23 protein-coding genes and 1 tRNA gene are annotated in these 22,914 nt (G+C 72.7%); 11 read left to right on the top strand and 13 right to left on the bottom strand.

Translation table 11 applies throughout. The annotated features are described in order from the left end of the window. Window positions 1-137: 137 nt before the first annotated feature. Window positions 138-2,195 (bottom strand): NAD-binding protein, encoded by a 2,058-nt coding sequence (locus tag K7787_RS22940; RefSeq protein ID WP_223002761.1) that lies wholly within the window; start codon window positions 2,193-2,195, stop codon window positions 138-140. Between the two features lie 193 nt (window positions 2,196-2,388). On the opposite strand from K7787_RS22940, the gene K7787_RS22935 reads away from it, so the two are divergent. Further along, window positions 2,389-3,381 carry a permease gene (locus K7787_RS22935; RefSeq protein ID WP_164388678.1) on the top strand — a complete coding sequence of 331 codons (993 nt, stop codon included), beginning with the start codon at window positions 2,389-2,391 and terminating at the stop codon, window positions 3,379-3,381. After that, a complete protein-coding gene (locus K7787_RS22930) occupies window positions 3,378-4,286 on the top strand; it encodes a TIGR03943 family putative permease subunit (protein WP_223002750.1) in 909 nt (302 codons plus the stop codon). Before K7787_RS22935 ends, K7787_RS22930 begins: the two co-directional genes overlap by 4 nt. 120 nt (window positions 4,287-4,406) lie before the next feature. On the opposite strand, the gene K7787_RS22925 is transcribed toward K7787_RS22930, so the two are convergent. Continuing rightward, window positions 4,407-4,610: a cold-shock protein gene (locus tag K7787_RS22925; RefSeq protein WP_009189803.1), complete on the bottom strand. Its 204-nt coding sequence runs from the start codon at window positions 4,608-4,610 to the stop codon at window positions 4,407-4,409. Window positions 4,611-5,063: 453 nt separating this feature from the next. On the opposite strand from K7787_RS22925, the gene K7787_RS22920 reads away from it, so the two are divergent. After that, on the top strand, window positions 5,064-5,567 hold the full coding sequence (locus K7787_RS22920; RefSeq protein WP_009189804.1) for a DUF4234 domain-containing protein: 504 nt from the start codon (window positions 5,064-5,066) through the stop codon (window positions 5,565-5,567). Window positions 5,568-5,580: 13 nt separating this feature from the next. Here K7787_RS22920 and K7787_RS22915 read toward each other — a convergent pair whose 3' ends face one another. From K7787_RS22915 to K7787_RS22895, 5 genes are all read right to left on the bottom strand, one after another. Then, the gene (locus tag K7787_RS22915; protein WP_009189805.1) at window positions 5,581-5,964 is read right to left on the bottom strand and encodes a GvpU-like protein; all 384 of its coding nucleotides are present in this window, start codon (window positions 5,962-5,964) and stop codon (window positions 5,581-5,583) included. Window positions 5,965-6,374: 410 nt separating this feature from the next. Continuing rightward, window positions 6,375-6,566: a hypothetical protein gene (locus K7787_RS22910; protein WP_223002749.1), complete on the bottom strand. Its 192-nt coding sequence runs from the start codon at window positions 6,564-6,566 to the stop codon at window positions 6,375-6,377. A 103-nt stretch (window positions 6,567-6,669) separates the two neighbouring features. Beyond that, window positions 6,670-6,743, bottom strand: a tRNA-Pro gene (locus K7787_RS22905). Window positions 6,744-6,776: 33 nt separating this feature from the next. Further along, window positions 6,777-7,556, bottom strand: a complete 780-nt coding sequence (locus K7787_RS22900) for a Pr6Pr family membrane protein (RefSeq protein ID WP_223002760.1) — start codon at window positions 7,554-7,556, stop codon at window positions 6,777-6,779. Window positions 7,557-8,056: 500 nt separating this feature from the next. Further along, the gene (locus tag K7787_RS22895; protein ID WP_009189807.1) at window positions 8,057-8,983 is read right to left on the bottom strand and encodes a metallophosphoesterase; all 927 of its coding nucleotides are present in this window, start codon (window positions 8,981-8,983) and stop codon (window positions 8,057-8,059) included. Window positions 8,984-9,118: 135 nt separating this feature from the next. On the opposite strand from K7787_RS22895, the gene K7787_RS22890 reads away from it, so the two are divergent. Further along, window positions 9,119-9,583 carry a GatB/YqeY domain-containing protein gene (locus tag K7787_RS22890; protein WP_009189808.1) on the top strand — a complete coding sequence of 155 codons (465 nt, stop codon included), beginning with the start codon at window positions 9,119-9,121 and terminating at the stop codon, window positions 9,581-9,583. Window positions 9,584-9,923: 340 nt separating this feature from the next. On the opposite strand, the gene K7787_RS22885 is transcribed toward K7787_RS22890, so the two are convergent. Then, complete coding sequence (locus tag K7787_RS22885) at window positions 9,924-12,221, bottom strand: transglycosylase domain-containing protein (RefSeq protein ID WP_223002748.1); 2,298 nt, start codon at window positions 12,219-12,221, stop codon at window positions 9,924-9,926. A gap of 472 nt (window positions 12,222-12,693) precedes the next feature. On the opposite strand from K7787_RS22885, the gene wblA reads away from it, so the two are divergent. After that, on the top strand, window positions 12,694-13,032 hold the full coding sequence (gene wblA, locus K7787_RS22880; protein ID WP_019982590.1) for a transcriptional regulator WblA: 339 nt from the start codon (window positions 12,694-12,696) through the stop codon (window positions 13,030-13,032). Between the two features lie 533 nt (window positions 13,033-13,565). On the opposite strand, the gene bagB is transcribed toward wblA, so the two are convergent. Both bagB and bagA read right to left on the bottom strand, forming a co-directional pair. After that, complete coding sequence (gene bagB / locus K7787_RS22875; RefSeq protein ID WP_223002747.1) at window positions 13,566-14,996, bottom strand: ATPase BagB; 1,431 nt, start codon at window positions 14,994-14,996, stop codon at window positions 13,566-13,568. Further along, entirely contained in the window at window positions 14,993-15,970 is a 978-nt protein-coding gene (gene bagA / locus K7787_RS22870; RefSeq protein ID WP_009189812.1) for an ATPase BagA, read from the bottom strand. Before bagA ends, bagB begins: the two co-directional genes overlap by 4 nt. A gap of 139 nt (window positions 15,971-16,109) precedes the next feature. On the opposite strand from bagA, the gene sp36 reads away from it, so the two are divergent. From sp36 to K7787_RS22850, 4 genes are all read left to right on the top strand, one after another. After that, window positions 16,110-16,268, top strand: a complete 159-nt coding sequence (gene sp36, locus K7787_RS22865; RefSeq protein WP_009189813.1) for a Sp36 family protein — start codon at window positions 16,110-16,112, stop codon at window positions 16,266-16,268. Next, complete coding sequence (locus K7787_RS22860) at window positions 16,265-16,729, top strand: RidA family protein (protein WP_223002746.1); 465 nt, start codon at window positions 16,265-16,267, stop codon at window positions 16,727-16,729. Before sp36 ends, K7787_RS22860 begins: the two co-directional genes overlap by 4 nt. A 312-nt stretch (window positions 16,730-17,041) precedes the next feature. Further along, the gene (locus K7787_RS22855) at window positions 17,042-17,920 is read left to right on the top strand and encodes an NUDIX hydrolase (RefSeq protein WP_223002745.1); all 879 of its coding nucleotides are present in this window, start codon (window positions 17,042-17,044) and stop codon (window positions 17,918-17,920) included. Then, window positions 17,917-18,747 carry an MBL fold metallo-hydrolase gene (locus tag K7787_RS22850; protein WP_223002744.1) on the top strand — a complete coding sequence of 277 codons (831 nt, stop codon included), beginning with the start codon at window positions 17,917-17,919 and terminating at the stop codon, window positions 18,745-18,747. The genes K7787_RS22855 and K7787_RS22850 overlap by 4 nt, the downstream gene beginning before the upstream one ends. Window positions 18,748-18,802: 55 nt before the next feature. Here the strand turns inward: K7787_RS22850 and K7787_RS22845 are convergent, their stop codons facing one another. The 3 genes from K7787_RS22845 to K7787_RS22835 all read right to left on the bottom strand — a co-directional run bounded on the left by K7787_RS22845 (window position 18,803) and on the right by K7787_RS22835 (window position 20,956). Next, window positions 18,803-19,558, bottom strand: coding sequence for a nucleotidyltransferase domain-containing protein (locus K7787_RS22845; RefSeq protein WP_308036439.1), 756 nt, complete (start codon window positions 19,556-19,558; stop codon window positions 18,803-18,805). A gap of 278 nt (window positions 19,559-19,836) precedes the next feature. Further along, a complete protein-coding gene (locus K7787_RS22840; RefSeq protein ID WP_009189818.1) occupies window positions 19,837-20,511 on the bottom strand; it encodes a Crp/Fnr family transcriptional regulator in 675 nt (224 codons plus the stop codon). 262 nt (window positions 20,512-20,773) lie between these two features. Then, the gene (locus tag K7787_RS22835) at window positions 20,774-20,956 is read right to left on the bottom strand and encodes a hypothetical protein (RefSeq protein ID WP_223002743.1); all 183 of its coding nucleotides are present in this window, start codon (window positions 20,954-20,956) and stop codon (window positions 20,774-20,776) included. Between K7787_RS22835 and nth the strand changes: the two genes are divergently transcribed. Beyond that, a complete protein-coding gene (gene nth / locus K7787_RS22830; protein WP_308036438.1) occupies window positions 20,895-21,788 on the top strand; it encodes an endonuclease III in 894 nt (297 codons plus the stop codon). The genes K7787_RS22835 and nth overlap by 62 nt on opposite strands. A 181-nt stretch (window positions 21,789-21,969) precedes the next feature. Further along, complete coding sequence (locus tag K7787_RS22825) at window positions 21,970-22,821, top strand: NUDIX hydrolase (protein WP_247721183.1); 852 nt, start codon at window positions 21,970-21,972, stop codon at window positions 22,819-22,821. The last annotated feature ends 93 nt before the right edge of the window (window positions 22,822-22,914 follow it).

Here is a 22,914-nt window from a genome sequence, read left to right as displayed (position 1 = left end):
CGGGCGGTGAGGCCCCCGCCGGTCCGGGCGCGCAGGCCCGGCAGGCCCGCCGGGACCGGCCCGGGAGGCCCCGCCGGTCCAGGCGCCGGGTGCCTCGGCCTGATGTGGAACGACCCGGACGTCGGCCGCAAGCCCCTCTACCTCATCCCGGCCATCGCCCTCCTCCTGGTCGCGGGCTGGTTCGGGGCCCCCCCCCCCCCCCCCCGCCCCCGCCGCCCCAGCAACTCCGCCAACCCCCGCCGAGTCGCAGCCAACACCACCCGATCCTCCTTGCGCAGCACATACGCCTCAGGCGGATTCCACACCGGCCCAGACCCAGACCCACCCCCAGACCCACCCCCCGCACCCGAGTCCACCCCCACCCCACCGTCCCCGCCACCCCGCCCCACAACCCCCGTATCCAACGCCAACACCCTCCAGTACCCCGCCCGAAACGCCTCCGCCACCGTCCGCCCCTCCAACTGCGGATGCCCCTCCACCTCCACCGAAGCGAACAACAACACCCGCCGCTCCACCGGAATCGCCCCCAGGATCTGCCGCCCGAACATCGCCCCCGCGAACGCCGGCGCAGCCAGATGCGACACACTCCGACTCCGCGTCAACGCCCGAGGATGCGCCGCCCGCAACGTCCGGTACACCGCCGTGGCGAAGTCGTCGTCGTACAACCGCAGCACCACCCGAAGATCCGGCCGCACGGACCGCGCGTACAGCACGGCCTCCAGATTCGTCGTGTCCGAACTCGTCACCGCGAGCAACGCATCGGCCCGATGAATCTTCGCCGCCTCCAGCACCCCCTCCTGCGTCACATCCCCCAGCACCACCGGCACCCGCAACCGCCGCGCCGTGGCCAGCCCCCGTGCCTCGGGCCCGGACTCCACGCACACCACCGGAATCCCCAGCTCCCGCAACCGCGTCAGCACCCGCGTCCCGATCTTCCCCAGCCCCAGCAGCACCACATGCCCGCCGAGCCCCCGCGGCGGCCGCCGCAACGCGGACGCCGACCGGAACGTACCCAGCGCCTCCAGCACCGCCGCCAACAGCACCGGCAGCAGCAACAACCCCACCAGCCCCGACAACAACTGGAGAATCTGCCGCCCCAACGACTCACCGAGCGCAGGATCGTCGATCGCGAACAGATCCAGCAGCGTCAGATACAGCGCCCCCAGCGGCCGCACCCCCGTCACCACCCACAAGGCCACCGCGAGCGCGAACACACACCCCACCAGCCCCGCCAGCGACCACCGCAACCGCCGCGAGAACAAGGAGTTGAGCGAGGACACGACCCCCGCCCCCCGCCCGGACGCCAGCGGCGGCCCGGCGTAGGACACCTGCTCCAGCACCACCGTTCCGCGCCCGGTGGCCGCCCGCACCGCCGCCTCGTCCGGCAGTAGCCGCGGCCGCTGCTCGCCGCTGTCCTCGGAGCCGTCCGCCCCGGCGGGATCGCTGCTCGTGGCCGACAGCAGCGCCAGCGTGCACAGCCCGGGGTCGGCGACCTGCCCCGGCGCGGGCGGCGGCCGTTCGACGGCGCGCAGCAGCAGCCCGTCGGTCTGCACGACCTTGCTGGTGCCGGCGACCGCGCTCGCGGCCAGCGCGGGCGCGGCCGTGTCGGCGTCGGACAGCACCGTCGTGGACGCGTCACCGGCCGGCGACGCGCCACCGCCCGGCGACACGCCCCCGTCCCCGGTGGCCAAGGCGGCGGCCTGGTCGAGGAGTTCCTCGATATGAAGCCCCAACCGCCGGTTGTACAACCGCAGGACGAGCCGCAGCCGCGGGTTGAGCCGGCGGGCGGTGAGCGCGGCACGGATGTTGGTCTCGTCGTCCTCGTACACGAGCGCCAGCGCGGTGGCCCGCTCCACCCCCGCCTCGGCGAGCACGGCCTCGGTCAGCTCACCGGCCTCCAACACCCGGTCACCAGCGCGTAATTGACCACCGCCGCTGCCCCCGCTCCCGTTACCACCGCCACTTCCCCCGCCGCTGCCCCCGTTCCCGCTGCCGCCGCCGTTGCCGCCGGCCCGGCTCACGGCCGCGCTGACCATCCGGTCCAGCAGCGCCGACGCCGTACGGGCCCGGCCGACGACCGGCGGCCGTACCCCGCGCTCGGCGGGCGGGACGACCAGCGTGACCTGCTCGCCGTACACACCGCGCAGCTCGGCGGCCAGCCGGTGCGCGAGCCCGTCGTCCCCGCACACGACCATGTGCGCGCCCGGCCCGCCCGGCGCACCACCCTGATTCGGAACGCTCCCCACGAGAAAGAAGACTGCCCCACCGTGACGGGTGGTTCCAGATCCACCGCCCCGCCTCCCGCCGGCGCCGCTGAACGCCGGCCCCCGCCCCGCCGTATCCGAGGGGAGGACCACCCCCGCCCACACCCCCGGAGGGACCGCACCCGTGGCCGACAGCCGACCAGCCGCCGCCCCGCCCCGGAACGACGGCTGGCACCTCACCTCGCCCGTCGCCCTGACCCTGCTGCTGCTCGTCATGGTGGTGGCGCAGGGCCCGCTGCGCGGGGCGCTGTCCGCGCCGGTGATGCAGAGCTGGACGACGGTGTTCGTGGCGGTGGTGGTGCAGGCGCTGCCGTTCCTGGTGCTCGGCGTGCTGCTGTCGGCGGCGCTCGCGGTGTTCGTCCCGCCGTCGTTCTTCGCCCGCGCGCTCCCGTCTCGCCCGGCCCTGGCCGTCCCGGTCGCGGGGCTGGCGGGCGCGGTGCTCCCGGGCTGCGAGTGCGCCTCCGTACCGGTGGCCGGCGCGCTGGTGCGGCGCGGCGTCACCCCGTCCGCGGCGCTGGCCTTCCTGCTCTCCGCGCCCGCGATCAACCCGATCGTGCTGACGGCCACCGCCGTCGCCTTCCCCCACGACCCCAAGATGGTCCTCGCCCGGTTCGCCGCGAGCCTGCTGGTGGCGTGCGCGATGGGCTGGCTGTGGCAGCGCCTGGGCCGCGCCGACTGGCTCCGCCCGTCCGCTCGCGCCCACGACGAGGGTCTGAGCAGGGGAGCGGCGTTCTGGGGTTCGGTACGGCACGACGTCATGCACGCCGGCGGCTTCCTGGTGGTGGGCGCGATGGCCGCCGCGACGCTGAAGGCGCTCGCCCCGGCGAGCTGGCTGCGCACGGCGGCCGGGAACCCGCTGGTCGCGGTGGTCGCGCTCGCCGCGCTGGCGGTGCTGCTGTCGATCTGCTCGGAGGCGGACGCCTTCGTCGCGGCGTCGCTGTCGCAGTTCTCGCTCACGGCCCGGCTGGTGTTCCTGGTGGTCGGCCCGATGATCGACCTGAAGCTGTTCGCCCTGCAGGCGGGCGCCTTCGGCCGGGGCTTCGCCCTGCGCTTCGCACCGGCCACGCTCGCCCTGGCCGTCCTGGGATCGGTGCTGACCGGGGCGGTGCTGCTGTGAACCGGCAGGCGCAGGCGGCCGTGCTGTTCCTGGTCGGCGGCGCCCTGCTGCACGCGGGCGCCACCGACCTGTACCTGCGCTACGTCAAGGCGGGCCTGCGCCCGATGCTGCTGGTGTCGGGCGCGGTACTCGTCGTGACGGCGCTGATGACGGTGTGGCTGGACCGAAGGCGAGCCGGCGGAAACGCGACTCTCGACGAAGCCGCACCCCCGAACCAGACTCCCGCAGCTCCCGACAACGCGCCACCGCCCCCGAACCAGGCCCCGGCTGCCCCCGGAGACCGGCCGTCACCCCCGGAAGCGACGCGGGCCGAGCCCCGAAACGCGCCGTCCCTCACGGAAGCGGAGCAGGCAGACCCCCGAGCCGCGCCGCCACCCCCGAAGGAGCCCCCCACCCACCGTGAACCCCGCGTCGCCTGGCTCCTGCTCCTCCCCCTCTTCGCCCTGATCCTGGTCGCCCCGCCCGCCCTCGGCTCGTACAGCGCGGTACGTTCCGGCACCGCGCTCCAGCCGCCGTACGGCTACGCGTCCCTCCCGCCCGGCGACCCGCTGCGCCTGAGCGTGGTCGACTACGCGACGCGGGCGATCTACGACCACGGCCGCACCGTCGCCGGGCGGCGCGTCCAGGTCACGGGCTTCGTCGCGCTGGCCGGCGACGGCACGCCGTACCTCGTCCGCATGGCGCTGAACTGCTGCGCGGCCGACGCCCAGCCCGTCAAGATCGCCCTGACCGGCCGGGTCCCCCCGGTGCTGGAGCCGGACACCTGGCTGCGGGTGACCGGCGTCTACACGGCCCGCCGCACCAGGGACCCGGTGAACGACGGCCCGATCCCGTACCTGGAGGTCATGGCGGCGCAACCGGTGCCGACACCGGCGGACCCGTACGACGAGAGCTGGAACCAGTGAGAACCCGGCGAACGCCCCCCGCAGAGCACCCGGAAAACACAAAAGCCCAGGTCGGGCCTCACGAGGAGGCCGACCCGGGCCGATGGGGACGCCGTCGTCGCAGGCGTCCGGAGGATCAGATCACGCGGGGGTGATGTTCTCCGCCTGCGGGCCCTTCTGGCCCTGCGTGACGTCGAAGTTCACCCGCTGGCCTTCCTGAAGCTCACGGAAGCCCTGCGCGGCGATGTTGGAGTAGTGGGCGAAGACGTCGGGGCCGCCGCCGTCCTGCTGGATGAAGCCGAAGCCCTTTTCCGCGTTGAACCACTTCACGGTACCGGTGGCCATGTTTTTCTCCTCTACGGGTCACTTGGCGCGCCACTCCGTGTGGAGCGCCGGTTGCTGAGACGACCCATCCGGAACAGGCCGGAAACAAAAAGATGCGCCGGTCACATACACCAGGCGCACACTGAAGCTTTGTGGGTACCAAACTGCAACTACTTCAAAGCTAGCACGGATCCGAGCGAAGCGCCGTATCAGCCGAAACCCCTCGAAACCTCCCACGTGCCGGAGGCTCCCCACGGCTCCCGCGCCCGCGACTCCCACGGCTCCCGCGCCCGCGACTCCCGCTTGATCACGATGTCATGACGAACGATCACAGAATAAGGTGATCTCCTTCACAGCTTCTTCACTTCCTGTCAGGCTGCCTCCGCTCGAACATCCAGTGCTCCACACCGCGCAACCGCAACCCGCGGTCCGTAATGCGCACGGTGGCCACCAGACAGCAGACGAGGAAAACGTATGGACGACATCCAGCCCACCACCGACGCCGGCCAGGCGTACGGGTCTGCCGCGCACGCTGGAGCCCTCGCGCCCGGCGCCGCCGCCCCGATAGCGAGCCGCCCCACCGGCCTGGCCATGAAGCGTCGCGGCCCCGTCGCGGTGTGGCTGGGCCTGCCGCTGATCACCCTGGGTATCTACCAGCTCGTCTGGTACTACAAGATCCATAAGGAGCTGCAGGAGTTCGACCGGCGCCGGGTGCTCAGCCCGGCGGGCAGTGTGCTGGTGATGATCTTCCTGAGCTGGACGCTGATCGCTCCGCTGATCTCGTACCACAACACCGGAAAGGCCATCGCGAACGCGCAGCGCGCGGCCGGGCTGCCGGTGACGTGCAGCCCCGCCGCGAGCACTTGGCTGGCCTTCGTCTTCGGTCTCAACATCTGGTACATGCAGCGTCAGCTGAACCTGGTGGCCGACGCCTACCCCGGTGCCGCCCCGGGCACCGAGGTCCTCCTGGCGGCCTGAGCCGCCGCTCCGCTCACTGATCCGAGTAGCCGATGTCCCCGATCGTCCAGGCGCTGACGTCCTTCAGCGCCACGCGGTACATGCCGCCCGTGTCAGGGATGCCGAAGCTGCCCTGAAGGATGCGGGCGACGTGGAAGTGCAGATGGGTGGGCCGGTCCTTGGGAGGCGAGGGCTCCTCGTCGCCACCGGGATCGGATCCGGCGAACGCGGCCGAGAAGGGGCGCAGGTCCTCGGAGTCCCGCAGGACCTCCGCCACGCGCTGCTTCCACATGGCCTCGGGGGCCAGCCGCCCGGTGATCACGGCGCCGGGGATCACCACGGTCAGGGACATTCGACTGCTGTGCTGCGACTCCACCATCGCGGCGATGTCGACGAGGAGTTCGTCAGGGTACGACATGCCTGATGAGAGTAGTCGGGCGCGGCGCGCCGCGCAGGGAGGTGTGGCGCGAAAGACGTTCTGAACTCGCCACCGTAACCACCCGAGTACGCTCGGCACCCCCGGCCCTCGGCCTCTCACACTCACAGGCCCAGCCCATGGCCGGAGATCCGGGGCCCCGCGCACAGGGCGTCAGGTGCAGCCCGGCGATGACTGACGCTTGGTCACGATCGAGTGACGACGACTCAGGCATACAGCCACGCACAGCCTGGAGCTTGGCCGCACAGCCACCGCAGACGACGCCCCGACCGCCCCTCTGGGCCCGCCCGCCACGACGACCCATGCCGACTGTGTCGTCGTGTCAGGAGCCGGGCGAAACATCTGCGTCCCGGCGCTGCCCTCGGCGCCTGCCTCAGCTCCCGATCGCGGGGTCAGTGGGACTGCCCGTGCTTGTGCAGTGCCGCACCGGCACGGAACCGCACACGTCCGCAGCGGTCCTTCTCCTCCTCGGACGCGTCCACGGGGCAGCAGCAGTGCCTGGACAACCAGCGCAGGTCCTCCGGGTCCAACCAGAGAGGCGCCCGCCCCTTGGCGGCCTCCGCCGACGGATCGGTCTCGCTCATGGCGGGACCCTACCGAGAACAGAGGACATCAGCCGCTGCCGTACCCGGAAACAGGTGAGGCACCTAGGAATGCTCCTAGGTGCCTCACCTGATCTTACGGCTGTCGGGGTGGCGGGATTTGAACCCACGACCTCTTCGTCCCGAACGAAGCGCGCTGCCAAGCTGCGCTACACCCCGATGTCGCTGCTTGTTGCGGCGACGACGTTTACTTTAGCCCACCGGGGGCCGGAGACGAAATCCGGTTTTGGAGCGGTGGCGGACCGGGTTCGGGCGGGCCTGGTCGGCGGCGATCAGGAGGAGGGCGAGGGCGTAGCAGGAGAGGCCTACGAGGAGGGCGTTGCCCAGGACGTGTTTGTAGCCGTGGCGGGCGACGTCCAGGAAGGGGTAGAGGTAGCGGTCGCTCGCCGTCGGGGGCAGGAGTGCCCCTCGGGCGAGGGAGAAGGCCAGGTAGGCCAGCGGGTAGAGCAGCCACGGGGCGGCCTGGCGCAGGTGCAGGCGGGCCGGGGTGGTCAGCAGGAGCCAGTCCAGGAGGGCGGCCAGGGGGATCGCCGTGTGGATGAGGTGGCCGGCCGTCGACTGCCACAGAGGGTGCGCGCCCGGGTTGCCCGTGATCGAGAACGGCGGGGTGTTCCCCGAGAGCATCAGGTGATCGACCAGGGCGGCGAGGGTGACGTACAGCACGGTCGCCCCCGTCAGGGAGGCCGGTAGCGGGCGGCGGGCGGTCCATGCCCGGCGGGCCGAGGCGGTGAGGACCAGGGCGAGGAGGATGTTCGCCTGGATCGCGAAGTGGCTGAGTACGTGGAGCGCGGGGCCGGTCAGCAGTTCCGCGGCCACCGCCGCCGTGGCCGCCGTGGCGATCAGGAGGCGGTACGCCGCCGCCCAGGGGCGCCGAAACGGTGTGACTACGGCCGCCGCCGGGACGATGGAGGGCGTCAGGGCGCTGATCCCCGGGATCGCGGGCAGGCCCGGTATGTCCCGCAGGAACGGCAGCGGTGTCGGGGGCGCGGTGGGGGTGGTGGCGGCTGCCCGGGCGGGGGCTTCCTCGGTCTCCGGTGCCGGGATCTCGGGCGCCAGATTCTCCGGAGCCAGGTTCTCCGACGCTGGGTAGTCCGGCACCAGGTTCTCCGGTGCCGGGTGCTCCGAGGCCAGGTACTCCGGTGCCGGGTGCTCCGAGTTCGTGGGCGCCGGGTCCGTCGGGTCCGTCGGGAACGCGGAGGACCGGGTGGCCCGTGCGGGGGAGGGGGCTGCTGCCGGGGATATCGGCCCAGGTGGGGACGAGGGAGGATGCGGCGCGGCGGTCATGCCCTCACGGTAGGAAGAGGGGGCATAACGGGCGATTCGGGTGGGCTGTGTGGGTGACGCGGGTGACATGGGCGAGCGACGTGCGGTGCCTGAGCACGCCTCACGGCGCCCATCAAGGGGCGGGGCTCCAGCCGGGTTGCTCCCGCCCCTCCGGTCGGTTGTTCCCGCCCCCGGTGGGCTCCGGTGGGTTACTCCCGCCCCACCAGCGTCAGTAGCGTCGCCTCCGGCGGGCAGGCGAAGCGGACCGGGGTGTAGCGGTTGGTGCCGCAGCCGGCGGAGACGTGCAGGTAGGAGGTGCGGCCCTCCGACGTGTGGGTGGACAGGCCCTTCACCCGGTCGGTGTCGAGGTCGCAGTTGGTGACCAGCGCGCCGTAGAACGGGATGCAGAGCTGGCCGCCGTGGGTGTGGCCGGCCAGGATCAGGGGGTAGCCGTCGGCGGCGAAGGAGTCCAGGACGCGCAGGTACGGGGCGTGGACCACGCCCAGCGAGAGGTCCGCCGAGCCGGACGGGCCGCCGGCCACCTTCGCGTACCGGTCCCGCTTGATGTGCGGGTCGTCCAGGCCGGTCAGCTCCACCGAGACGCCCTCGATCTTCAGGGTGCCGCGGGTGTTCGTCAGGTTGAGCCAGCCCGCGTCGTCGAAACCGTCGCGCAGGTCCTCCCACGGGTTGTGGATCGCGCCGACCGCGGGCTTGTTGCCGTTCAGGCCGTGCCGGCCGCTCGCCTTCTCCAGCAGGTAGCGGGCCGGGTTGCGCAGCTTGGGGCCGTAGTAGTCGTTGGACCCGAAGACGTACGCGCCCGGGAACTCCATCAGCGGGCCGAGCGCGTCCAGCGTCTCCGGCACGCCCTCCGGGTCCGAGAGGTTGTCGCCCGTGTTGATCACGAAGTCGGGGCGCAGCCCGGCCAGCGAGCGCAGCCAGCGCTGCTTCTTGCGCTGGCCGCCGACCATGTGGATGTCGGAGACCTGCAGGACGCGCAGGGGGCGCATACCGGAGGGCAGCACCGGGACCGTCACCCGCCGCAGGCGGAAGGAGCGGACCTCGAAGCCCGCCGAGTAGAGAAGACCGGCGGTGGCGGCCGCCGTGATGCCCAGGGGAACTCCGTATCGCGCGCGCATGTGTCCATCGTCTCAGGAGCGTGTCGCGGGGCGGAAACCGCCTGCGGGGGCGGGGACATGGGAGCGGGGGATGATTCGGCGGGGGCGCGTTAATGGGCGCGCGGCGGCGCCGTCGCACCTGCGACAATCGGACCCATGACCACGCTCAAGTCGAAGCTGCAGGATGACCTCAACGCCGCGATCAAGGAGCGCGACGAGCTGCGCTCCGCGACCCTCCGGCTGACGCTCGCCGCGATCACCAAGGAAGAGGTCGCGGGCAAGGAGAAGCGCGAGCTGTCCGACGACGAGGTCCTCAAGGTGATCACCAAGGAGGCCAAGAAGCGCCGTGAGGCGGCCGAGGCCTTCGCGCAGGGTGGTCGCGCGGAGTCGGCCGAGCGGGAGAAGGCGGAGGGCGAGGTGCTCGCCGCGTACCTGCCCAAGCAGCTGTCCGACGAGGAGCTGAACGCCATCGTCGCCCAGGCCGTCGAGGAGGCCAGGGCGGCCGGCGCGGAGGGGCCGCGGGCCATGGGCGCGGTCATGAAGATCGTGAACCCGAAGGTGGCCGGGCAGGCCGAGGGCGGTCGCGTGGCCGCCGTGGTCAAGAAGCTGCTGGCCGGCTGACGCGAGGGTACGGCGCCTGTGCCTCCGGCTCATCGGAGGGCGCGGCTGTCGCCTCCGGTGCCCCGCAGCGCGGCTGCCGCCTCCCGCTCACCGCAAGGCGCCTGTCCGCGTGCGGCCCGCCGTGCAGCGGCCCCCGCCTCCGTTCAGCGCCTTCGGGCACACGAACGCGGGCCGGCCGCCTCCGTGAAGCGCCACCCGGCACACGCGAAGCGCCGCCCGGCAAAGCGCCGCCCGGCGAAGCCGCCCGGTACACGCGAAGGGGCGCCCGACCATCCGTCGGGCGCCCCTTCCGCGTACCGCCTCGCAGCTCCGGCCCTACGCCGCCGGAGGCGCGACCGCCTCAGCCGTGCCGCCCCCCGTTCGCGTTCCCCCGCGTTCCGCCGGTCTGGCCCTGGATGAAGCCGCCGGGGGCGGAGAACGTCGGGTTGGGTCCGGCGCCGCCCGTGCCGGTGCCGCCGCCGGTCAGCGCGCCGAAGAGGCCGCCGATCAGGCCGCCGTCGTCCCCCTGGCCGCCGCCGTTGTCGCCCCTGCCCCGGCCGTTCCCCTTTCCCTTGTCCTTGCCCTTGTCGGCGTCCGGGATGTCGACGAGGTTGAAGGACGGGGCCGGCTTGCCCGCCAGCGCGCCGGTCATCGCGTCGCGCCAGATCGGGCCGGGGACGTCGGCGCCGTAGACGAGGTCGTGGTAGACGCCGCCGATGCGGATGTCGGTCATCTTGACCTGCTGGGTGGCGCTGCCCACCCACACCGCGCCCGACAGGTTCGGGGTGTAGCCGACGAACCAGGCGTTCTTGCGCTCGTCCGTCGTACCCGTCTTGCCGGCGTTGTCGCGGTCGGAGAGACCGGCCTGCTGGCCCGTACCGGAGTCGATCACGCCCTTGAGCAGGGAGTTGACCGTGTCCGCGGTCTTCTCGGACATGGCCCGCGTGCAGGTCGTCCTCGGCACCGCGAGCGGCTTCTCCTGGTCGCCCACCTTCTGGGTGATCGACTCGATGGCGACCGGCGTGCAGTACGTGCCGCGGGAGGCGAAGGCGGCGTACGCGCTGGCCATCGTCAGCGGGGTGATGCCCTTGGAGCCGAGCGCGATCGCGGGCAGCTGCGGCAGCTTCTCGCCGTTGCCCTGCACCACGTGCAGCTTGTCGGCCATGGTGACCACCGGGCACAGGCCGATGTCGGAGATCATCTGCACGAAGTAGGTGTTGACCGACTTCGCCATGGCCTCCTTCAGGGCGTACGGACCGTGTTCCGAGGTGCTCTCGTTCTCGACGTCCCGGTGCTCGTCGTTCGTCCACCGCTTGCCGTCGCACGCCTGCACCGGGCTCGGGTACGGCATCTTGTACGGCGACGGGTACTCCTGCGTGGGCGGCTTGCCCTGCTCCAGCGCCGCCGCCGCCACGAACGGCTTGAACGTCGAACCGGTCGGGAAGCCGAAGTTGGAGCCGCCGAGGTCGCTGCCGACCGAGTAGTTGATCTCGGTCTCGTTCTTGCCGTAGCCGTACGGCTTGGACTGGCCCATCGCCAGGACCTTGCCGGTGCCGGGCTGGACCAGGACGGACGCCGCCGCGACGGAGTCCGACTGGTTGATGTGCTGCTTGAGCGAGGCCTGCACCGAGGCCTGGGCCTGCGGGTCCAGGGTGGTGCGGATGGTGAGGCCGCCCTGGTTCCAGACCTTGGCCCGCTCCGCGCGCGTCTTGCCGAAGACCGGATCGGTGAGGAACACCTGCTCGACGTACTTGCAGAAGAAGCTGGAGTCCTTGACCGCGGTGATGCAGCCGTTGCGGGGCTGGGTGACCTTCAGCTCCAGCGGCGCCTGCTTGGCCTTGTCGGCCTCCGCCTGCGAGATGTCGCCGACCTCGGCCATGCGCTGCAGCACGGTGTTGCGCCGCTTGGTGGCCTCCGCCTCGTCGTTGACCGGGTCGTAGCGGCTCGGCGACTGGACGATGCCGGCCAGCAGCGCGGCCTGCGGCAGGGTCAGGTCCTTGGCGTGCTGGGAGAAGTAGCGCTGGGAGGCGGCCTCGACGCCGTAGGCCTGCTCGCCGAAGAAGGTGATGTTCAGATAGTTCTCGAGGATCTTCTTCTTCCCGAGGTCCTGCTCGACCTGGATGGCGTACTTCAGTTCCTTGATCTTGCGGCCGAGCGTCTGCTGGGTGGCCTCGGCGACCTTCGTCGGGTCGTCGCCGGCCTCCTCCACGAAGACGTTCTTCACGTACTGCTGGGTGAGCGTGGACGCGCCCTGGGCGACGCCGCCGCTCTGCGCGTTCTTGTTGAGGGCGCGCAGCACGCCCTTCAGGTCGATCGCGCCGTGCTGGTAGAAGCGCGAGTCCTCGATCGCGACGATCGCCTTCTGCATGTACGGCGAGATGTCCTTCAGCTCCACCACCGTGCGGTCGCGCGAGTACACCTGGGCGAGCTGCTTGCCCTGGGCGTCCAGGATGGTGGTGCGCTGGGAGAGCGGCGGGCGCTTGAGGTTGGCCGGGATGTCGTCGAACCCCTGGACCGACCCCTTGGCGGCCAGCCCCAGCGCGCCGGCGGCGGGCAGCGCGATGCCGGCCAGGACCACTCCCGCGAGCACACTGACACCGAGGAACTTGGCGGCCTGCTGCGTTGGCGACAGACCACCGCCCGAGCGCTTCTTTGGCATGAGGGCAGCCTACGTTCTCATTCGCCGGACACGCGTATATGCCTTGGCCTAAGCTGCTCTCGACTGTCACAGCGGTGCGGCCACGAATCTATACGTGCGGCGACCTCGAAACGTTCCGGAGCGCGCCCGGTTTTTTCATCGGACCGGTGCTCCAGACGGGTCGGTGCGTGTCGCGCGGTGCGGGCGAGAGCGGTGCGGCGCGGGAGACGCGCGCCCGAAATCGCCTTGTGTGTCGTCCGGCGTCCGTTGTGGCGCGACGGAACTGCCCCAGTGTGCCGGGGATGTCGCAGATGTCGTCACCTCACTCCCCCGGGTGATCTGCGCGCGCCCCATAGTCCGTTCGGACCATTCAAGATTGGGCCCGCTGGGGGTGTTGCGCTGTGCCCACCTTCCGTAACGTCCTCAACTGGCGGCGGTGAATATGCCGCTGCCGCCGTGGGGGAGCCTCGATTCGGGAGAGGACGGCGCCGGTATGGGCTGGGTAACCGACTGGAGTGCGCAGGCGGCCTGCCGCACTACCGATCCGGATGAACTGTTCGTTCAGGGAGCAGCGCAGAACAGGGCCAAGGCGGTGTGCACCGGCTGCCCGGTGCGCACCGAGTGCCTCGCTGACGCGCTCGACAACCGCGTCGAGTTCGGCGTGTGGGGAGGCATGACGGAGCGGGAGCGCCGGGCGCTGCTGCGCCGACGGCCGACCGTCACCTCGTGGCGCCGGCTGCTGGAGACGGCGCGCATGGAGTACGAGCGCGGGACGGGCCTGGTGTCCCTCGACGACGACCAGGTGTACGAGGACTACGCGGCGGTGGGCTGAGGTCTACGCGGCGGTGAGCTGAGGGCGGCGCTCTGCGGACGCCCTGCGCTGTGGGCCGAGCGCCCACGGGCCGCGGCCGACCGCCCCCGGGCCTTGGCCGACTGCGGTCGGGCCGTCGGGCCGTCGGGCCTCGATCGGGTGCTCCGGGACGCGGGCGCGCCTGCCCTGCGGGGCCGGCCGACGCCCGGCCGATACGCGCCCTGCGCACCTCCGGTCACGCCTTCACGCGCCGCGTGCGCCGGGCACAGTCACCCCGGCCATGCGCTGCGCGCCGGGCGGGCACGCTTGCCACGCGCCGCGTGCACCGGTCGCCCTTCGGTGCGCTGTGCGCTGTGCGCTGTGCGCGTCACGCCCGCGCCGTGCACGCGGGCTCGCACGTCACGCACGCCGGCGTACGACCATGCCGACCGCGCGCCCATTCCGGGCGGGCCGCCGCCAACGCCGCGGCTACCCCGCACGCCTTGCGCGCCCGCGCCCACGCCCGAGACGCACCACGCGCCCGTGACGCACCACGCGCCCCGCGCGCGCGTGCCTCACGCGCCCGGTTCCGGCAGCTCGCGCCGGTTGTCCGCGAGCCGGTCGCCGATGTCCCGCAGTCCCGCGAGGTCGTGCACATCGCCGGGCAGCGCGGGCACTTCGGCCACCGCCACCTCGGGGTGGCGGGCGGTGAAGCGGTCCCGCGTGCGCTGCTCACGGGCGAGCAGCTGCATGCGCTCGGCGTGCAGCCGCAGCAGACCCGCGGTCACCCGGTCGACGGCGTCGGCCGACTCGGCGACGGAACCGGAGGGGGAGCCGGCGGGAGAGTCGTCCGAGGAGTCGGCGGACGTGTCGTCCGAGGGGGCGGCCGACGTGCCGTCCGAGGCGCCGGGGGAGACGCCGGTCGGTTCGGCCGGGTCCGAACTGCCATGTGTTTCGGGAGAGTTACGAGACTCAGCTTTCCCTTCCCCCTGATCCACAATGCGGGCGTCCTCAAGATTTTCCGCGGCCGCGATCGCCCGTTCGGCCGACAGCTGGCCGGCGCCGCTGCCGTGGACGCGGTTGAGCACCAGACCGGCCAGCGGCATCCGCTCCGCTGCCAGCCGCTCCACGAAGTACGCCGCCTCGCGCAGCGCGTCCCGCTCCGGCGCCGCCACCACCAGGAACGCCGTCCCGGGAGCCTGGAGCAGCTTGTACGTGGCGTCCGCGCGGGTGCGGAAACCGCCGAAGGTGGTGTCCATCGCGGCCACGAACGTCTGGACGTCCTTCAGGAGCTGGCCGCCCAGCAGCTTGCCGAGCGTGCCGGTCATCATCGACATCCCGACGTTCAGGAACTTCATCCCCGCCCGCCCGCCGAGCTTCGCCGGCGCGGTCAGCAGCCGGATCAGCCGGCCGTCGAGGAAGGAGCCGAGCCGCTTGGGCGCGTCCAGGAAGTCCAGGGCCGAACGCGAGGGCGGCGTGTCGACCACGATGAGGTCCCACTCGTCCCGGGCGCGCAGCTGCCCCAGCTTCTCCATCGCCATGTACTCCTGCGTGCCCGCGAAGCCCGCCGAGAGCGACTGGTAGAAGGGGTTCGACAAGATCGCGGCGGCCCGCTCCGGGTCCGCGTGCGCCTCCACGACCTCGTCGAAGGTGCGCTTCATGTCGAGCATCATGGCGTACAGCTCGCCGTCCTCCTCGGTGCCCTTCACCCGGCGGGGGACGTTGTCGAGGGAGTCGATGCCCATCGACTGGGCCAGGCGGCGGGCCGGGTCGATGGTCAGGACGACCACCTTGCGCCCGCGCTCGGCGGCGCGCAGCCCGAGCGCCGCCGCCGTCGTCGTCTTGCCGACCCCGCCCGAGCCGCAGCACACCACGATCCGCGTCTTCGGGTCGTCCAGCAGCGGATCGACGTCGAGCACGCGCGCGGGCGCCAGCCGCCGGCCGGCCTCCTGCGGCTGGCCGGAGGAGCGGTCGGTCTCCCGCGCGGGGGTCGCGTCCGGGCTCATGACATCCCCTGCTTCCGCAGCTCGGTCGCCAGTTCGTACAGTCCCGCCAGGTCCATGCCCTCGGCGAACAACGGCAGTTCGTGCAGCGGCAGGTCCAGCTCGCCGAGGACCGAGCGCTGCTCCTGCTCCAGCGCGTACCGCTCGGCGTACTCCTCGGCCTGCGCCAGCAGCGGGTCCACCAGCCGCTCCGCGTTCCCGCCGCGCCGCGCGCCGCCGAGACCGGCCGAGGACAGCGACCGGGCCAGGGCGGTGCGCGGAACCGTCCGTACGAGTTCCAGTTCGGCCGCGTCCAACACCTGCGGCCGCACCATGTTCACCACGACGCGGCCCACCGGCAGACGCGCGGCGCGCAGTTCGGCGATGCCGTCCACGGTCTCCTGGACGGGCATCTCCTCCAGCAGCGTCACCAGGTGCACGGCCGTCTCGGCCGACTTGAGCACCCGCATGACCGCCTGCGCCTGATTGTGTATCGGGCCGATCTTGGCGAGCCCGGCCACCTCGTCGTTGACGTTGAGGAAGCGGGTGATGCGGCCGGTCGGGGGCGCGTCCATGACGACGTGGTCGTAGACGAACCGCCCGGCCTTGTCCTTGCGGCGCACGGCCTCGCACGCCTTGCCGGTCAGCAGGACGTCTCTGACGCCCGGCGCGATCGTGGTGGCGAAGTCGATGGCGCCGAGCTTCTTCAGGGCGCGGCCGGCGCTGCCGAGCTTGTAGAACATCTGGAGGTAGTCCAGCAGCGCCAGTTCGGGGTCTATGGCGAGTGCGTACACCTCCCCGCCCCCGGGTGCGACGGCGATCTTCCGTTCCTCGTACGGCAGCGCCTCTGTTTCGAAGAGCTGTGCGATGCCCTGCCGACCCTCGACCTCGATGAGGAGCGTCCGCTTCCCCTCCGTGGCCAGGGCCAGCGCGAGGGCGGCGGCGACCGTGGTCTTTCCGGTCCCGCCCTTGCCGCTGACGACCTGGAGCCTGCTCACGTCTTCGAGCCTAACCAGTCGGCGCTCGGGTCACGCGGGAGGCTGTGGACAACCGCCGCCCGGGTCATGCGGGAGGCTGTGGACGACCACGGTCGTGGTCGCCGTCCGCAGGCCGCCGATCAGCGGCTACAGTCGCCCCATGACCAAGTGGGAATACGCAACCGTGCCGCTGCTCGTCCACGCCACGAAGCAGATCCTGGACACCTGGGGCGAGGACGGCTGGGAGCTCGTCCAGGTCGTGCCCGGCCCGAACCCCGAGCAGCTGGTGGCCTACCTGAAGCGGGAGAAGCAGGCGTGAGCGCGGTCGAGGCGAAGCTCGCCGAACTCGGTCTGACCCTGCCCGAGGTCGTGCCGCCGCTGGCCGCCTACCAGCCGGCCGTGCAGTCCGGGCCGTACGTCTACACCGCCGGCCAGCTGCCGATGGTGGACGGCAAGCTCCCGGTCACCGGCAAGGTGGGCCTGGAGGTCACCCCGGAGGAGGCCAAGGCCCTGGCCCGCACCTGCGCGCTGAACGCGCTCGCGGCCGTCAAGTCCGTCGCGGGCGACCTGGACCGCATCGCGCGCGTGGTGAAGGTCGTGGGCTTCGTCGCCTCGGCCGCCGACTTCACCGGCCAGCCGGGCGTCGTCAACGGCGCCAGCGAGCTGCTGGGCGAGGTCCTGGGCGACAAGGGCGTGCACGCGCGCAGCGCGGTCGGCGTGGCGGTGCTGCCGCTGGACGCCCCGGTGGAGGTCGAGATCCAGGTCGAGCTGGCGCCGTAGCGCCGAGCCGATGCCGTGCGGGGCGTACGGGCGCTGTGCGGGACGCGTGCCGGTGGCGTGCGAGACGCGTGCCGGTGGCGTGCTGGGCGTACCGGTGCCGTGAGGCTGTTCCAGGGCTGCGTGCCGGTGCTCCGGCGGCCGGACCGGTGCCCCTGAGGGTGTACCGCGGGCCCGAGGCATGTCCCGCGCGGGCGTCTCGCGGTCCCGCTCGCCCAGTACTCCCAGGTCCCCGTCGACACTCCCATGTCCCTGTCGGCCCGCTCGCCCCAGGCGCCTCTCGAACATTCGCGCGCCACCGGATAGCCTCCGGCCATGGCGAATGGGCAGTGGTTCCCCCCGGACTGGCCGGACCGCGTCCGCGCGCTCGCGGACGGCACCCTCACCCCCGTCCCGCCCAGGCGCGCGGCCACCGTCATGCTCCTGCGGGACACCGGCGACGGCCCCGCCGTGCACATGCTGCGCCGCCGCGCCTCGATGGCGTTCGCCGCGGGCGCGTACGCGTACCCGGGCGGCGGCGTGGACCCCCGCGACGACGACCGCACGATCCGCTGGGCGGGCCCCACGCGCGCGTGGTGGGCGGACCGGCTCGGGGTGGACGAGACGACGGCCCAGGCGATCGTCTGCGCGGCCGTCCGGGAGACGTACGAGGAGGCGGGCGTCCTGCTCGCCGGTCCCGGCCCGGACTCGGTCGTCGGCGACACCACGGGCGAGGACTGGGAGGCCGACCGCGCCGCCCTGGTCGCCCGTGAGCTGTCCTTCGCCGAGTTCCTCGACCGCCGGGGCCTGACCCTGCGCTCGGACCTGCTGGGGGCCTGGACGCGGTGGATCACCCCCGAGTTCGAACCGCGCCGCTACGACACCTGGTTCTTCGTGGCCGCCCTCCCCGAGGGCCAGCGCACCCGGAACGCCTCCACGGAGGCCGACCGCACCGTGTGGATCCGCCCCGAGGACGCGGCCGCCGGCTACGACCGGGGCGAGCTGGTGATGATGCCGCCCACCATCGCCACCCTGCGTCAGCTGATCCCCTACACGAGCCCTGCCGAGGCCCTGGCGGCCGCGCCGGACCGCGATCTGACCCCCGTCCTGGCGCGGGCCCGCCTGGAGGACGGCGAGGTCGTCCTGTCCTGGCCGGGGCACGCGGAGTTCACCAAGCACGTTCCCGCCGACGTCCAGGAAGGTCCCCTCGCATGACGGACGCAGCAGCGCTCCCCGGCCAGCCCCGGGGCGGCGTCCTCTCCGGTCCCGCCACCGCGCGGGCCGTCAACGTGCTCGCGCCCAACGCCTCCGCGATGACCCTGGACGGCACCAACACCTGGATCGTCTCCGAGCCCGGCTCCGAGCTGGCGGTCGTGATCGACCCCGGGCCGCTGGACGAGGGCCACCTCGGCAACGTCGTCGCCACCGCCGAGCAGGCCGGCAAGCGGATCGCGCTGACCCTGCTCACCCACGGCCACCCGGACCACGCCGAGGGCGCCGCCCGCTTCGCCGAACTGACCCGCACGCGCGTGCGTGCCCTCGATCCGGCCCTGCGGCTGGGCGACGAGGGCCTCGGCGCGGGAGACGTGATCGAGGTGGGCGGTCTGGAGCTGAGGGTCGTACCGACCCCGGGCCACACCGCGGACTCGCTCTGCTTCCACCTCCCGGCCGACCGGGCGGTCGTCACCGGCGACACGATCCTGGGCCGCGGTACGACGGTCGTGGCGCACCCCGACGGCCGCCTCGGCGACTACCTGGACTCGCTGCGGCGGCTGCGGTCCCTCACCGTGGACGACGGCGTGCACACGGTCCTGCCGGGCCACGGCCCCGTCCTGGAGGACGCGCAGGGCGCCGTCGAGTTCTACCTGGCCCACCGCGCCCACCGGCTGGCGCAGGTCGAGACGGCCGTCGAGGACGGCCACCGCAGCCCGGCCGACGTCGTCGCCCACGTGTACGCCGACGTGGACCGCTCCCTGTGGCCGGCCGCCGAACTGTCGGTCCGGGCGCAGCTGGAGTACCTGGAGGAGCACGGGATCATCTGAGGCGCCCGGGGGCCGCCCGGCGGAGCGCACCCGGCCTTCCAGGCGGCCGGGCGCCCTACGGCGTGTCCCTCGGCGCCTTGACGCCGTGCACGCGCGCGTACTCCCCGGCGAGCCAGGGACCGAGGTCGTCGACGTAGCGGCGCAGCACGGCGGGGTCGCCGACCGGGTCGTACCCGTACGAGGCCGCCGTACGCAGCTGCGCCGCCCGCGCGGGGTAGTACGCGCCGAACGCGTCGGCCATCTCGCGCAGGTCGCTGGTCCAGCCCCGCCAGCGGCCCATGACCAGGGTGAACCCGGTGCGGACGAGATGCCGGGACATGAACCGCACCAGCGGCCTGCGCGCCTCGTCGGTGTCCTCGGCGGCGGCGATCCGCTCCCGCCAGCGGGGCAGGAACAGCGCGAGGTCCCCGTTGGTCTCGCGGGCGAGCAGCGGGTCGTCGGGGCGGTAGCGGGGGAGGTGCGCGGCGAGGTCGTCGCCGAGCAGGGGCGTGCACAGACAGGCGACGAACCAGCCTAGGTCGTGCCGTTCCCGGTCGCTGAGCAGCCGGTCCCGGCCGTGGAGCAGTGTGCCGACGCCGTCGATCTGCGGGAACCGCGCGTCGAGCGCCGCGCCGAGCGCGCCGGCCGCCCGCCGGTCGGCGTCCGTGGGCTCCTCGCGCAGTGCGATCAGCAGATCGAGGTCGCTGCGGCCCACGCGCGCGGTGCCGCGCGGGATCGACCCGTAGAGGTACGCGCTGTGCAGCCGCGTCCCGTAGATCTCCGGCAGCCGCGTGCGCGCGGCCGCGACGACGGGGCGGAACGCGTCGGGCACGCGCGCGAGGGATCCTTCGCGGGCGATGTATCCCTCAGGGGTGAGGCCCGGGCGCGGGGCGGCGTCTCGGGAGGGCGGAGCCCGGTGTGCGGCGCCCGCCTCGGAGGACGGGCCGCCGGCCGGGGCGGAGCCCCTGTAGGGCAGGCCGTCGGCCGGAGCGGAGCCCCCGGGGCGTGAGCGCCCAGGTGGGACGGGCCCCGGTGGGACGAGTCCGTCGGGGTCCGAGCCCCCGTACGGGACGGGTCCCTCGAAGGCCTGGCCCCCGTCCGGGGTGGAGGTCAGCGGGACCTCTTGGCCAGCCGCTCGACGTCCAGCAGGATGACCGCGCGGGCCTCCAAGCGCAGCCAGCCGCGCTGGGCGAAGTCGGCGAGGGCCTTGTTGACCGTCTCGCGGGACGCGCCGACCAGCTGGGCCAGCTCCTCCTGCGTGAGGTCGTGCACGACGTGGATGCCTTCCTCGGACTGCACGCCGAAGCGGCGGGACAGGTCCAGCAGGGCGCGGGCCACACGGCCCGGCACGTCGGAGAAGACCAGGTCGGACATCTGGTCGTTGGTCTTGCGCAGCCGGCGGGCCACGGCGCGCAGCAGGGCGCCGGCCACCTCGGGCCGCACGTTCAGCCAGGGCTGGAGGTCGCCGTGGCCGAGGGCCAGCAGCTTGACCTCGGTCAGCGCGGTGGCCGTGGCGGTGCGCGGGCCCGGGTCGAACAGCGACAGCTCGCCGATCAGCTCGCCGGGGCCTACGACGGCCAGCATGTTCTCGCGGCCGTCGGGGGACGTGCGGTGCAGCTTGACCTTGCCCTCGGTGACCACGTAGAGCCGGTCGCCCGGGTCGCCCTCGTGGAACAGCGAGTCGCCGCGTGCGAGGGTCACCTCCGTCATGGAGGCGCGAAGCTCCGCGGCCTGCTCGTCGTCGAGCGCCGCGAAGAGCGGATTGCGCCGCAGAACGTCGTCCACGAGTTCTCTCCTTGTCGACCTGCTCAGAGGATCTTGAGACCCCTGGTGCCAGGGGTCCGTGTTCCCCATTTTGCCGGACGGTCCAAACAGTGTGATCTGTCACAAGGATGCCGTACAGGTGTCCCGGGGTACGCGGCAGGGGTCCAATCGGGCGCCGATCTTCGGGGTCCACGGCGGATGTCGGTACCGGGCCGTAGGCTGGCCGGGTGTCCAAATCGCCGGTGAGAGCACAGGCCGAGGGGGCTGGGCGAGTGGTCGTACGTCAGGATTCCGCCGTGGGCGAACAGGAGCCCGAGGGCGGCGGAGAAGCGGCGAAAACGCGGAAGCCGAGGAAGTCGGCGCCGTCGGCGAAACCGGCGAAGGCAGCGAAGGCAGCGAAAGACGTGAAGGTGACGAAAGCCGCGCGGCCGAGGAAGAAGGCGACGGTCGTGACCGAGAAGGCCACCGCCGCCGTGCCGAAGGCCTCGCCCGCGAAGACCGTCGCCCCCGAGCCGCCCAAGGGCGAGTCGCGCACCGCCCTGGTCCGCCGCGCCCGCCGGATCAACCGCGAGCTGGCCGAGGTCTACCCGTACGCCCACCCCGAACTGGACTTCGAGAACCCCTTCCAGCTGCTGGTCGCCACGGTCCTGTCCGCCCAGACCACCGACCTGAGGGTGAACCAGACGACGCCCGCGCTGTTCGCCCGCTACCCCACCCCCGAGGACCTCGCCGCCGCCGACCCGGAGCACGTCGAGGAGATCCTGCGGCCCTGCGGCTTCTTCCGGGCCAAGACCAAGTCGGTCATGGGCCTGTCCAAGGCGCTGACGGAGGAGTTCGGCGGCGAGGTGCCGGGGCGGCTCGAAGATCTGGTCAAGCTGCCCGGCGTCGGCCGCAAGACCGCCTTCGTGGTCCTCGGCAACGCCTTCGGCCGCCCGGGAATCACCGTGGACACGCACTTCCAGCGGCTGGTGCGGCGCTGGCAGTGGACCGAGGAGACCGACCCCGAGAAGATCGAGGCGGCCGTCGGCGCGCTCTTCCCCAAGAGCGACTGGACCATGCTGTCGCACCACGTGATCTTCCACGGCCGCCGGATCTGCCACGCCCGCAAGCCCGCCTGCGGAGCCTGCCCGATCGCCCCGCTGTGCCCGGCGTACGGCGAGGGCGAGACCGACCCGGAGAAGGCGAAGAAGCTGCTGAAGTACGAGAAGGGCGGCTTCCCGGGCCAGCGCCTCAAGCCCCCGCAGGCCTATCTGGACGCGGGCGGCAAACCGGCCCCGCCGCTGAGGGCGAACGGGTGATCGCGCAGGAACGAACCCGGGGCCGCCGGGCGTTGGACACGGCGGGGCGACGGGGACCGCGGCGTGGACGGGATCTTCGCCGCGGACGGGACTTCCGGTGCGGAGGGGATCTTCTCCGCGTACAGGACTTCCGGTGCGGACGGATACGAGAACGAGGACGAGGACAGGGACGGGGGTGTCGATGACGCGGACGAGCGAGACGGCGAGCGGCAGGCAGAGCGGGCCGTCGGCGCGCGGCGGCGCGGTGGGACGGGACGGATCGGCGGCGCGGGGCGCATCGGCGGAAGCGGGCGGCCCAACGGGACCGGGCGGCTCGACGGAGTCGGACGGCTCGGCGGGCGCGGGCGGTCCCGCGGGGCCGGGCGATCCGGTCGTCCTCAGTACGGAAGGGCTGCCGGGATGGCTGGAGCCGGTGGTGCGCGTCGTCGAGACGGTGCGCCCCGTCCAGCTGAGCCGCTTCCTGCCGCCGGAGAACGGCACGGGACGCCAGTCCGCCGTCCTCGTCCTCTTCGGCGAGGGCGAGCGCGGGCCCGAGCTGCTGCTCATGGAGCGGGCCGGCTCACTGCGCTCGCACGCCGGGCAGCCGTCCTTCCCCGGCGGCGCGCTCGACCCCGAGGACGGCGATCCGCAGGGCGACGGACCGCTGCGGGCCGCGCTGCGCGAGGCCGAGGAGGAGACCGGGCTCGATCCGAAGGGCGTCCAGCTGTTCGGCGTGCTGCCCCGGCTCTACATCCCGGTCAGCGGCTTCGTCGTCACGCCCGTGCTCGGCTGGTGGCACACGCCCACCCCGGTGGACGTCGTCGACCCGGCCGAGACCGCCCGCGTCTTCACCGTCCCCGTGGCCGATCTCACCGACCCGGCCAACCGCGCCACGGCCGTCCACCCCAGCGGCCACCGAGGCCCGGCATTCCTGGTCGAATCGGCCCTGGTCTGGGGCTTCACCGCCGGAATCATCGACCGGCTGATGCACTACGCGGGCTGGGAACTGCCCTGGGACCGGGACAAGCAGGTCCCACTCGACTGGCGGTCATGACAGGGTGTTCCGTGCCGTCCGGACCGGACGGCCGCAACAACGCTCCGCCGGTCCCGGCCGGCCCGCGGTGACCGGTGACCGAAAGACGATGAG

The organism is Streptomyces sennicomposti (assembly GCF_019890635.1).
GTDB lineage: Bacteria > Actinomycetota > Actinomycetes > Streptomycetales > Streptomycetaceae > Streptomyces > Streptomyces sennicomposti.
Note: the sequence above shows the minus strand (reverse complement) of the source record. Positions and strands in the feature narration are given on the sequence as shown.